The organism is Erwinia sp. BNK-24-b (assembly GCF_047456155.1).
Taxonomy (GTDB): Bacteria; Pseudomonadota; Gammaproteobacteria; order Enterobacterales; family Enterobacteriaceae; genus Erwinia; species Erwinia phyllosphaerae.
Map to the genome: position 1 here is coordinate 1191129 of NZ_CP179901.1, position 12108 is coordinate 1203236.

10 protein-coding genes are annotated in these 12108 nt (G+C 56.1%); 9 read left to right on the forward strand and 1 reads right to left on the reverse strand.

Annotated elements, in window-relative coordinates:
* The 4 genes from mepA to ACMGGR_RS05555 all read left to right on the forward strand — a co-directional run bounded on the left by mepA (window position 1) and on the right by ACMGGR_RS05555 (window position 2550).
* The gene (mepA, locus tag ACMGGR_RS05540) at window positions 1-822 is read left to right on the forward strand and encodes a penicillin-insensitive murein endopeptidase (RefSeq protein ID WP_414148347.1); all 822 of its coding nucleotides are present in this window, start codon (window positions 1-3) and stop codon (window positions 820-822) included.
* An 8-nt stretch (window positions 823-830) separates the two neighbouring features.
* A complete protein-coding gene (locus tag ACMGGR_RS05545) occupies window positions 831-1637 on the forward strand; it encodes a sulfite exporter TauE/SafE family protein (protein ID WP_246758018.1) in 807 nt (268 codons plus the stop codon).
* A 70-nt stretch (window positions 1638-1707) separates the two neighbouring features.
* A complete protein-coding gene (locus ACMGGR_RS05550; RefSeq protein ID WP_414148348.1) occupies window positions 1708-2250 on the forward strand; it encodes an elongation factor P hydroxylase in 543 nt (180 codons plus the stop codon).
* Between the two features lie 18 nt (window positions 2251-2268).
* Window positions 2269-2550 (forward strand): YfcL family protein, encoded by a 282-nt coding sequence (locus ACMGGR_RS05555; protein WP_246758016.1) that lies wholly within the window; start codon window positions 2269-2271, stop codon window positions 2548-2550.
* A gap of 250 nt (window positions 2551-2800) precedes the next feature.
* On the opposite strand, the gene mnmC is transcribed toward ACMGGR_RS05555, so the two are convergent.
* Window positions 2801-4810 carry a bifunctional tRNA (5-methylaminomethyl-2-thiouridine)(34)-methyltransferase MnmD/FAD-dependent 5-carboxymethylaminomethyl-2-thiouridine(34) oxidoreductase MnmC gene (gene mnmC / locus ACMGGR_RS05560; RefSeq protein ID WP_414148349.1) on the reverse strand — a complete coding sequence of 670 codons (2010 nt, stop codon included), beginning with the start codon at window positions 4808-4810 and terminating at the stop codon, window positions 2801-2803.
* Window positions 4811-4967: 157 nt separating this feature from the next.
* On the opposite strand from mnmC, the gene fabB reads away from it, so the two are divergent.
* From fabB to treC, 5 genes are all read left to right on the forward strand, one after another.
* A complete protein-coding gene (gene fabB, locus ACMGGR_RS05565) occupies window positions 4968-6188 on the forward strand; it encodes a beta-ketoacyl-ACP synthase I (RefSeq protein WP_246758014.1) in 1221 nt (406 codons plus the stop codon).
* A gap of 327 nt (window positions 6189-6515) precedes the next feature.
* Window positions 6516-7691 carry an MFS transporter gene (locus ACMGGR_RS05570; RefSeq protein ID WP_414148350.1) on the forward strand — a complete coding sequence of 392 codons (1176 nt, stop codon included), beginning with the start codon at window positions 6516-6518 and terminating at the stop codon, window positions 7689-7691.
* Window positions 7692-7806: 115 nt separating this feature from the next.
* Window positions 7807-8754: a trehalose operon repressor TreR gene (treR, locus tag ACMGGR_RS05575; protein WP_246758012.1), complete on the forward strand. Its 948-nt coding sequence runs from the start codon at window positions 7807-7809 to the stop codon at window positions 8752-8754.
* Between the two features lie 250 nt (window positions 8755-9004).
* Window positions 9005-10420 (forward strand): PTS trehalose transporter subunit IIBC, encoded by a 1416-nt coding sequence (gene treB, locus ACMGGR_RS05580; protein WP_414148351.1) that lies wholly within the window; start codon window positions 9005-9007, stop codon window positions 10418-10420.
* A gap of 14 nt (window positions 10421-10434) precedes the next feature.
* Window positions 10435-12093: an alpha,alpha-phosphotrehalase gene (treC, locus tag ACMGGR_RS05585; RefSeq protein WP_414148352.1), complete on the forward strand. Its 1659-nt coding sequence runs from the start codon at window positions 10435-10437 to the stop codon at window positions 12091-12093.
* Window positions 12094-12108: the final 15 nt, after the last annotated feature.

A 12108-nucleotide genomic window follows, 5' to 3' on the forward strand; every position in this document is an offset into this window, starting at 1 on the left:
ATGAAAAAGACGCTGTTCGCATTTTGCGGCCTGCTGCTCAGCTTTTCCTCGCTGGCCGCAACGCCCTGGCAATCCATCCGGCAGCCGGTTAGCGGCGCGCCACAGTCGATCGGTTCTTTCGCCAACGGCTGTATTGTTGGCGCACATGAGCTGCCGCTTAACGATGCCGCTTATCAGGTGATGCGCCAGGATCAGCGTCGTTTTTACGGCCATCCCGATCTCATCCTCTTTATCCAGCGTCTCAGCACTCAGGTACATAATTTACAGCAGGGCGAAGTACTGATTGGCGATATGGGCATGGCGGCGGGCGGGCGCTTCAGTAGCGGCCACGCCAGCCATCAAACCGGGCTGGATGTGGATATCTGGCTGCAGTTGCCAAAAACGCGCTGGAGCTCGCAAATGCTGTTAAAGCCGCAGCCGCTGGATCTGGTGGCCGCGGACGGTAAAAGCGTGGTGGCGCGTCACTGGCAGCCGGAAATCGACAGCCTGATTAAGCTGGCGGCGAAAGATGATGACGTCACGCGCATCTTCGTCAATCCGGCGATTAAAAAGCAGCTTTGCGCCGACGCCGGTAGCGATCGCGACTGGTTACGTAAAGTGCGTCCCTGGTTTGGTCATCGCGCGCATATGCATGTTCGCCTGCGCTGTCCTGCTAACAGCATGGAGTGTCAGGATCAGCCTGCGCCACCGCCGGGTGACGGCTGCGGCGCAGAGCTGCAAAGCTGGTTTGCGCCGCCGAAACCTTCCGGCGCGCCGGTTAAACGTGAGCCGCCGCCGCTGCCGCCTTCCTGCCAGGCGCTGCTGGATAAACATCTGCTTTAGGGACAAGAATGGACCACTGGTTTGCTGTTAGCCCGCTTCTGCTTGGGGTGCTATTTTGCGTTGCCGTGCTGGCCGCGTTTATCGACTCCATCGCCGGGGGCGGCGGCCTGTTGACCGTTCCCGCGCTGCTGGCTGCCGGGCTTTCTCCGGCGCAGGTGCTGGCCACGAATAAGCTACAGTCGGTAGGGGGCTCGTTCTCCGCCAGCCTCTATTTTATTCGCCGCAAAGCAGTGGATTTAAAAGCGCAGCGGCTGAATATTGCGATGGCTTTTATCGGCTCGATTACGGGGGCGATAGCTATCCAGCATATCCAGCCCGGCGTGCTGCGTCAGATCCTGCCGCTGCTGATCATCTCCATTGGCCTCTACTTTCTGCTGATGCCAAAGATTGGCGAAGAGGACAGGCATCGCCGCCTGTACGGCCTGCCGTTTGCGCTGGTCGCTGGCGGCTGCGTCGGTTTTTATGACGGCTTTTTTGGCCCGGGGGCCGGTTCATTTTACGCGCTGGCCTTTGTGACGCTGTGCGGTTTTAACCTGGCGAAATCAACCGCGCATGCCAAGGTACTGAACTTCACCTCAAACCTCGGCGGCCTGCTGTTTTTTATTTTTGGCGGCAAAGTGGTGTGGGGCACGGGCCTGGTTATGCTGATTGGCGCTATCTGCGGCGCACGGCTGGGCGCGCGGCTGGTGCTTAGCCGGGGACAAAAGCTGATTCGTCCGATGGTGGTTACGGTTTCCATCGTGATGAGCGCAAAATTGCTGTATGACAGCCACGGCGCGGAGATCGCCGCGTGGTTTCGCCATCTGCTGGGCTGAGCGGCATAAAGGCTGCTCTTTAGGGAACCTGACGCGCCGTACGGCGTAATATTTTTGCAGAAGATAAACAATGAGTGCTCACGATTACACGCAGCTAATTGAGATTTTCGACCGCTGCTTTTTTGCCGATTTTCAGACGCGCCTGGTCAAGGGAGACGATGAACCGATCTACCTGCCCGCCGATGGCGAAGTGCCTTATCACCGCATCGTCTTCGCCCATGGCTATTACGCCAGCGCGCTGCATGAAATTTCCCACTGGTGCATCGCTGGCGCAGAGCGGCGCAAGCTGGTGGATTTTGGCTACTGGTACTGTCCGGACGGACGGGACGCCATGACGCAAGGCCAGTTTGAAGCGGTGGAGGTCAGGCCGCAGGCGCTGGAATGGATGTTTTGTATGGCGGCGGGCTTTCCCTTCAACGTAAGTTGTGACAATCTCAATGGCGACTTCGAGCCGGATCGCATTGCGTTCCAGCGCAAGGTACACGCGCAGGTCATGGCTCATCTGGAAAAGGGAATTCCGCCACGGCCAGCCCGTTTTATCGCTGAACTGGGCCGTTATTATTCAACACCGCCGCTGACCGCAGCGCAGTTTCCCTGGCCGGACGATCTCTGACCAGCAAAAGAGGATTTTATGATTGACGAATTTGAAGCGCGCATTCTGGCCCTGATCGATAACATGGTAGAGAGCGCCAGCGACGATGAACTTTTTGCCAGCGGCTATTTGCGCGGGCACCTGACGCTGGCCGTGGCGGAAATTGAACAGAAAGGCGAGCACACGCCGGAAGCGCTGCAAATCCAGGTATTAAACAGTCTGGAAACGGCCATTCACGCCGGTGAGCTTTCGCCACGCGATCAGGCGCTGGTGCTGGGCATGTGGGACAACCTTTTTATGACGGCGCGCCATCCTTCCTGATTAAGTGCGGGCTACGGGCTACGGGCTACGGGCTACGGGCTACAGGCTACAGGCTACAGGCTACAGGCTACAGGCTACAGGCTACAGGCTACAGGCTACAGGCTACAGGCTGAAGCGGGTAGACTAAGCTGTTAGCGGTTTGAATGGGCGCATCGCAGGGTGCGCCCATTTTCATTACCGGCAATTTAATTACAACATACTAAAAGCGGCAGGGAAGATATCTGGCGGACAGCTATCGTCAACCGGCCGGTTAGTCCGTTTTTTTTACCGCCTTACCCTTCAACAGCTTTCTTACCCAGTAGCGATTAGGGTGCGTGGCCGCCAGCGTTTCCCTGTCCAGCGGAACGGGTTCGCCACACAGCTGCGCCGCCAGCGCTTCTGCCGCCAGCGGGCCGCTGCATAATCCTCGGGAGCCTAGCGCCCCCAGCACAAAAAGGCCGTTGTGGAGCGGCGCATCTTTTGCATTGGCTTTGTTCTGCGACAGGGTTGCGTACTGCTCCAGCGTCTGCTGGTAGTCCGGCAGCGGCCCAATCATCGGCAGATGGTCGCGCGTGGCACAGCGTACGCCGCTACGGGCGCTTCCTTCACTGACGTCTACTTCCCGCGGCCAGTCGGCATCGGGCAGACAGCGGATCAGCCGCTCGCGGTTTTCCTGCTGATCTTCTTCGCGATAGGCCGTATTGCTGTCGGCACGATGGTAGCTGGCGCCAATGCAGTGATGCTGGTTTTGCGGATTAACCGGCGTCAGGTAGCCGTCATAGCAAAGCACCTGTTTAAGCTGGCTCAGCGCTGGCGTCGTGGGGATATGGCTGACCTGGCCGCTAACGGCGTACGCGGGTAGCTTTTCACTTTGCGCAAAGTCCGTCAGCGCATGGCCGGTCGCCAGCACCACGTTGCGGTGAGTTTGCGCCGGTTTCTCAACAAAATTCAGCTGCCAGCCCGCTTCTGTGGCAGTCAGTTCCGTTAGCTTATGCTGCCAGTGAACGACCAGCCCTTGCCGCTGCGCCAGCGCAAATAATGCGGGTGTTAGCTGCGCGGGAGAGAGCCAGCCGCCAGCCGGATAAGTTATCCCTGCGCAGCCGGTTTCTACGCCGCACAGTGCTTCCGCTTCCTGAACCTCTACGGCATAAGCAATCTCGTCCGGCAGGTTCATCGTCAGCATTTTAGCGATTTTTTCCGCGCTTTTTTCATCCCAGCCAAGCTGCATAACGCCGCACCAGTCACGATCGAAACTGACCGGCAAGCTGTCATAGACGCGGCGGGCAAAGGTAAAAGCGGCAGGGAAAAAGCGGCCCAGCGCCGGATCGTGATGGTTCAATAGCGGATAAAGCGCGCCCTGACGATTGCCGGATGCGCCCTGAGCCGACTCGGCGTCTGCGCTGTAAAGCGTCACTTTTTTACCGCGCCGCAGAAGGGCGAGCGCCAGCAGCGCGCTGGCGATACCGCCACCGATTAATGCAATATCCTCACCTTGCGCTGGCGGACGGCAATACCATGGCGCGGCGGCGGGTGTAGCGATTGCCTGCTCAAGCACTCCGCAAAGCATGTGGCGTTTAGGGCCAAAACCTTTGCGCTTGCTGACGGTAAATCCCGCTTCCTGTAGACCACGACGGACAAATCCTGCGCAGGTAAACGTCGCCAGCGTGCCGCCCTGACGTGCCGTTTTTGCCATACAGGCAAACAGTTCTGGCGTCCACATATCGGGATTCTTAGACGGGGCAAACCCATCCAGAAACCACGCGTCAACCTGCTGGTTAAGGCTGTCGTCAAAGGTATGGATCAGCTGGTTGATATCGCCGAACCACAGGTCGAGGGTGACACGCCCATTGTCCAGCAGCAGGCGATGGCAGCCGGGCAGGGCGGCGGGCCACTGCTCGCGCAGCGCGACGGCGTAGTCGGCGAGTTCTGGCCAGCGCTGCTGCGCGCTGGCCAGATCTTCCTTGCTGAGCGGATACTTTTCACAGCTGATAAAGTGCAGGCGTTGCAGGCTGGCCTGCGGCTGTTCGGCGCGGAACCGGTCGAAGGTCTGCCAGAGCGTCAAAAAATTCAGGCCGGTGCCAAAACCGGTTTCCGCCGCGATAAACAGCGCCCGGGAATGCTGTGCAAAACGCTCGGGCAGCCGGTTGCCGCCCAGGAAGACGTAACGCGTTTCTTCCAGGCCATTTTCATTGGAAAAATAGACGTCGCCGAAGGTTCGGGATACAGGTGTACCCTGTTCGTTCCAGCTTAGTTTTGCATGCTCAATCGGGGCGTTGTTCAAGGCAAAAGCTCTATTATCTTACGGTGTTGCGATTGTAACCGCCGGGGTGCGACCACGCAAATTTACAAAAGTTAAAAGCAGATCGGACTTGTTCGGCTTACAACTGTACGCTAAAGTGCGTGTCGAATCCTAATATAAGTAGTTAACGAGGTATTGAATGAAACGTGCAGTGATTACTGGCCTGGGTATCGTTTCCAGCATTGGTAATAACCAACAGGAAGTCCTTGCGTCTCTGCGTGAAGGCCGTTCCGGCATTACCTTCTCTCAGGAGCTGAAAGATTCCGGCATGCGTAGTCACGTTTGGGGCAACGTCAAGCTCTCTAAAGACGAGATCGCCGGTCTGATCGACCGTAAATCCCTGCGTTTCATGAGCGATGCGTCCATTTATGCCTATATTTCCATGCTGGAAGCGGTAAAAGATTCCGGTTTGACCGTTGAACAGTACCAGAACAACCCGCGTGTGGGTCTGGTTGCCGGTTCCGGCGGCGGTTCGCCGTACAACCAGGCGGCAAGCGTTGACGGCATGCGTGCTAAAGGTCTGCGCGGCGTGGGTCCTTATATGGTGACCAAGGCAATGGCTTCCGGCGTTTCTGCCTGCCTCGCGACCCCGTTTAAAATTCACGGCGTAAACTACTCCATCAGCTCCGCCTGTGCGACTTCTGCACACTGTATCGGCAACGCCGTTGAGCAGATCCAGCTGGGCAAACAGGACGTAGTCTTTGCGGGCGGCGGCGAAGAGCTGTGCTGGGAAATGTCCTGCGAGTTCGATGCAATGGGCGCACTCTCTACCAAATATAACGAAACGCCAGAAAAAGCGTCTCGCACCTACGACACCAGCCGCGACGGTTTCGTCATCGCTGGCGGCGGCGGCATGGTAGTGGTGGAAGAGCTGGAGCACGCGCTGGCGCGCGGTGCACATATCTATGCGGAAGTTGTTGGCTATGGCGCAACCTCTGACGGCGCGGACATGGTTGCCCCATCAGGCGAAGGCGCAATGCGCTGTATGCGTCTGGCGATGCAGGGTGTGGATACGCCAATCGACTACCTGAACACGCACGGCACCTCTACGCCGGTTGGTGATGTGAAAGAGCTGGGCGCGATCCGCGAAGTATTCAGCGACAACACGCCAGCGATGTCCGCTACCAAAGCCATGACCGGTCACTCTCTGGGTGCGGCGGGCGTGCAGGAAGCTATCTACTCGCTGCTGATGCTGGAGCACGGTTTTATCGCGCCAAGCATCAACATTGACGAGCTGGACGCGGCGGCGGAAGGTCTGAACATCGTGACCAAACCAACCGAGCAGAAGCTGACTACCGTAATGTCTAACAGCTTTGGCTTTGGCGGCACCAACGCCACGCTGGTGATGCGCAAGCTGTAACGGCTCGGCTTTACGCTGTAAAAAAGGATGCTCCGCAAGGGCATCCTTTTTTATCTCTCCGCTTTTTACTCCGCTAAAAACAGTGTTTTCCTGCATAAATAGTGTCTCGGTTTTAATCAGTTATACTGCCTGTCTGGAGCTATTACGCGCCTTACTGCTTGACAACCGGAAAGTTTTTCGTCACGCTGCGGCTATCTTTTCCCCAATATCTTAACGATGTTGCGTAAGCGTTTAACGTAAATCAACGCACCCGGCCTGTCGCTATAGCGGCAGCTTTTTGGGTGTGTCTGACGCCACGCCCTTCATCTTTAAGGAGCAGCGGGATTAATGTCTTCCCTTACTCATGAAAGTTCTTCTCGATCGACCGTCTCTCTGGCCTCGATCTCCTTTGCCGTTTTCTTAACTTATCTGACCGCTGGCCTGGCGTTGCCGGTGATCCCGCTGTTCGTCCATCAGCAGCTGGGGCTGAACAACGTAATGGTTGGCGTCGCGGTGGGCATCCAGTTCTTCGCGACCTTGCTGACGCGTGGCTATGCCGGCAGGCTGGCCGACCAGCGCGGGGCGAAACGCTCGGTGCTACAGGGGATGGTAGCCTGTACGCTGGTTGGCGTCGCTTATGTACTGGCGGCGATATTACCGGTGCCGGTGATGGCAAAGTTTGCGCTGCTGGTGGCGGGGCGACTGCTGCTCGGCTTTGGCGAAAGCCAGCTGTTGACGGGCAATCTTACCTGGGGAATGGGGCTGGTCGGGCCAAAACGTTCGGGCCAGGTGATGTCGTGGAACGGCATGGCGATTTATGGCGCGCTGGCTGTCGGTGCGCCTCTTGGCCTATGGCTGCATACCCGCTGGGGTTTTGAGGCGATGGGCATTGCCACGGTGGTGCTGCCTGTTTTCGCGCTGCTGTTTAACTTTTGGGTTAAACCCGTGCCGACGCACGACGGCGAACGGCCTTCACTGTGGAAAGTGGTGGGGCAGATACTTTCACCCGGTTTTGCGCTCGCGCTTCAGGGAACGGGTTTTGCCGTTATCGGCACTTTTACCACGCTCTATTTTGCCAGTCAGCACTGGGGCAATGCGGGCTTCGCGCTGACCGCCTTCGGCATGGCTTTTGTCCTGATGCGTATTCTGTTTGGCTGGATGCCGGATCGGCTGGGCGGCGTGCGCGTGGCGCTGATTTCGCTGGCGATCGAGGCGCTCGGCTTACTGCTGCTAGGCCTGGCGACCAACGGCGGGATGGCGCTGGCCGGTGCGGCATTAACCGGCTGCGGCTGTTCGCTGGTCTTTCCCGCGCTGGGTGTCGAAGTGGTCAAACGGGTTGCGCCACAGGTACGCGGCACGGCGCTCGGTGGCTTTTCGGCTTTTCAGGATATCGCCTACGGTGCCAGCGGCCCGCTAACCGGCATTCTGGCAACGTCGCTGGGCTACGGCTCCGTCTATCTGGCTGGCGCTGTCTGCGCGGCGCTGGGCATTGCCGTCACGCTTAACTTCGCCCGTACGCAATAGCCTGTGGGCTACTAGCAGGTCGGCTGTGTAGCAATGGCCGACCTTTCAGCACGGCTGATTATTGCCGTTAAATACGCTAGTCTGGCAGCCTGTCTTATTAACTCTCAACAGATGTATGAATAATCGCCTGACCATTAAGGATATTGCTCGTCTGAGCGGCGTAGGGAAATCTACCGTTTCACGCGTGCTCAATGCAGAAAGCGGCGTCAGCCAAAAAACGCGTGAAAAAGTTGAAGCGATAATTCGCCAGCAGAGTTTTACTCCATCCAGATCGGCCCGTGCCATGCGTGAACAAAGCGACAAGGTAATAGGTATTATCGTGTCGCGCCTCGACTCTCCGGCTGAAAATCAGGCGGTCAGGGAAATGCTGCCGCTGTTTTATCAGCAGGGTTTCGATCCCATCGTGATGGAAAGCCAGTTCGATCCGCAACTGGTACAAGGGCAGTTACAGATGCTGGCCCAGCGTCATGTGGATGGCGTCATCCTGTTTGGCTTCAGCGGGCTGAGCGCAGAAATGTTCAGTAAGTGGCAGGATAAAATGGTGATTATGGTGCGCCAGTACGCCGGTTTTTCCTCGGTCTGCTATGACGATAGGGGCGCGGTCAACCTGTTGATGGACCATCTTTATCAGCATGGGCATCGGCATATCAGCTATCTCGGCGTGGATCAGCGCGACGCCACCACCGGAGCCTCGCGCTATCAGGCTTATCTTGCTGGCTGTCAGCGCCTGCAGCTCAGCCCGCTTAGCGAGCTGGGCGAGCTGACATATCAGTACGGCTTTGAGCGTGCCGCCAGCGTTCTGGGGCCAGAAACTACCGCGCTTATCTGTGCCTCAGACAGCATTGCGCTGGGTGCTAACAAATATTTGCAGCAGCCTCAGTTCGGTCACGTGCAGGTTTGCGCTATCGGTAATACCCAGCTGGCTAAATTTTTATTCCCTGAGACCCTGTCGGTAGAGTTTGGCTACGGTGAAGCAGGTCTACTGGCGGCCACACAGCTGCTTGCTCAGCTAAACGGCGAATCCGGTATTCAGCACGCTGTTGTTGCCTGCAAAATTTCCTGAATCCACCTGCCGGTAAAACCACGGGTTTTGTGATCTTCGTTTCAGAATGGGAACGTTCCCTTTCCTGGCGGGAATATTAATAGTTACACTCGGCAAACTAAAAAAACGCGCTATTTTGCGGACGCGGAGCGGTAAATAGTGTGAGTGTAAAGTTAAAGGATTATTAAATTATCAGGACTTCATGTTATTTAAATGGGCTTTCATTTCTCCTGGTATTTTCATATTAATATAAATTAATAAAGGGACTTTTATGGAAAATATAAAAGAGCAGGATATCGATCGCCTGATCGAACTGGTAGGTGGTCGCGAAAATATTGCTGCCGTCAGCCACTGTATTACCCGATTACGTTTTGTGCTTGCCGATCCTGAACTTGCTCAACCGAAAACTATCGAAGCGTTATCTGCGGTTAAAGGCTGTTTTACCAATGCCGGCCAGTTCCAGGTTGTAATCGGAACAGAGGTGGAAAGTTATTATCAGGCGCTACAGGCTAAAATCGGTTCTGGTTCGGTGGATAAAGAACAGTTAAAAATGGCCGCGCGACAGAATATGAAAGCACATGAGCGTGCGCTTTCTCATCTCGCTGAAATTTTCTTCCCCCTGTTACCCGCGTTAATCTGCGGCGGTTTAATCTTAGGCTTCCGCAATATTATCGGCGACCTGCCTTTTCCCAACGGGCAGACGCTGGCGCAACAGCATCCAGCCTGGCAAAATATCTATGACTTCCTGTGGCTGCCGGGCGAAGCGATATTTATGTTTTTGCCGGTAGCCGTTTGCTGGTCAACGGTAAAAAAGATGGGCGGTACGCCAGTGCTGGGTCTGGTTCTGGGTATCACCCTGGTTTCACCACAGCTGATGAATTCCTATCTGCTTGGGCAGCAAACGCCGGCTTTCTGGGATTTCGGCTGGTTTGTGATTGAAAAGGTAGGCTACCAGGCGCAGGTGATCCCGTCAGTGCTGGCCGGTATGGCGCTGGCCTGGATTGAGCTCCGCTTGAAAAAATGGGTGCCGGAGTATCTCTGGCTGGTCGTGGTGCCGATTTTCACCATTTTGCTGGGCGTATTTCTTGCGCATGCGCTTATCGGGCCTTTTGGCAGGCTGATTGGCGACGGCGTGGCGTGGGGCGTCACCGCGTTAATGACCGGCAGCTTTGCGCCGATTGGCGCTGCGCTGTTTGGTTTTCTTTATGCGCCGCTGGTGATTACCGGCATACACCAGACCACGCTGGCGATTGATTTGCAGATGATTAACAGCTCGGGCGGCACGCCACTGTGGCCGCTGATTGCGCTATCGAATATCGCTCAGGCTTCCGCCGTGGTGGGCATTATTATTATTAGCCGTAAAGTTAACGAAAGAGAAATATCCGTTCCTGCCGCTATTTCCGCTTATTTAGGCGTAACGGAACCTGCCATGTACGGCATTAACCTGAAATATCGCTTTCCCATGCTATGCGCCATGATCGGCTCTTCTGTCGCCGGACTGCTTTGCGGATTAAACGGCGTGCTGGCTAACAGTATTGGCGTCGGCGGCCTGCCGGGAATTTTATCTATTCAGCCTCAGTTCTGGCTGGTATTTCTGACGGCGATGCTGGTGGCAATTATTGTCCCTCTATTATTAACGCTGTTGCTTTACCGCTATAAGGCCAGGCGTGGCGAAATTTCGGCATAATTAAAGGATTATTTATGAGTAAGACAGTTGCCTGGTGGCAGAACGGCGTTATTTATCAAATTTACCCAAAAAGTTTTCAGGACAGCAGCGGCAACGGCTACGGCGATTTAAACGGCGTTATTTCCCGACTGGATTATTTGCATTTGCTGGGCGTGGATGCCGTCTGGTTAACGCCTGTGTATATTTCGCCGCAGGTTGATAACGGTTATGACGTGGCCGACTACTGCGCTATCGATCCTCTTTACGGCACCATGGAGGATTTTGAGCGGCTGGTAGCCGAAGCGCACCGGCGCAATATCCGTATCGTGATGGATATGGTGTTCAACCACACCTCGACGCAGCATCCCTGGTTTGTGGCCGCGAAGGATGCGGATAGCCCATATCGGCCATTTTATATCTGGCGGGACGGTAAGGATGGCCAGCCGCCGAACAGCTGGCGTTCTAAATTTGGCGGTTCAGCCTGGCAATGGCATCAGGCCAGCGGGCAATATTATCTGCATCTGTATGCTGTTGAGCAGGCCGATCTTAACTGGGAACATCCGCCGGTACGGGATGAACTGAAGCAAATCTGTCGGTTTTGGGCGGCAAAAGGCGTTGATGGACTTCGTCTGGACGTGATTAACCTGGTTGCCAAGCATCCGGCACTGCCTGAAGACAGGGAGGGCGATGGACGGTGCTTCTATACCGATGGCTCGCTGATTCACGACTATCTGCGGGAAATGAGCCGTGAGGTATTTCAGCCGCTCGGACTGATGACGGTAGGCGAAATGTCCTCTACCACGCTGGCAAACTGTCAGCAATATGCGGCCAGTGATGGCAGCGAGCTTTCCATGACCTTTAATTTTCATCATCTGAAGGTCGACTATCCCGGCGGCGACAAGTGGTCGCTGGCCGCGCCCGATTTTATTGAGCTTAAGCGCATTTTCAACCACTGGCAGCGCGGTATGCATGGACGGGCCTGGAACGCGCTGTTCTGGTGCAACCACGATCAGCCGCGCATCGTTTCTCGCTTCGGGGATGACGGCAGGTTACGCGTTCCTGCGGCAAAAATGCTGGCAATGGTGCTGCACGGTATGCAGGGCACGCCCTATATCTATCAGGGTGAAGAGATTGGGATGACTAATCCGGGCTTCAGCCATATCGGGCAGTACCGTGATGTCGAAAGCCTGACTATGTATGCCGAACTGCGCGCCGAAGGCCGCAGCGAAGCCGATTTACTCTCCGTACTGGCCAGCAAATCACGTGATAACAGCCGTACGCCAATGCAGTGGAGCGCAGAAGCTAACGCAGGCTTCACTACCGGCCAGCCCTGGCTGAGCTGCGCGCAAAACTACTTAACGGTAAATGTGGAAGACGCGGTTGCCGATCCTGATTCAGTTTTTCATACCTATCGCCAGCTTATCGCCCTGCGCAAACAGCTCCCGCTGCTGACGTCTGGCGATTATAACGATCTTGCGCCGCTGCATCCGGCGCTGTGGAGCTACCTGCGATGCTGGAACGGACAGCGGCTTCTGGTAGTGGCCAATTTGCGCCGCGAGCCGCTTCACTGGCAAAACACTGATATTGCCGTCGCCGGCTGGCGCAGGGTAATCAGTAATTATGACGACGCGCCCCATCAGCCGCAGCCCTGCATTCTGCGGCCCTTTGAGGCGATATGGTGGCTACAGGAATAACGCGTTCTATCAATT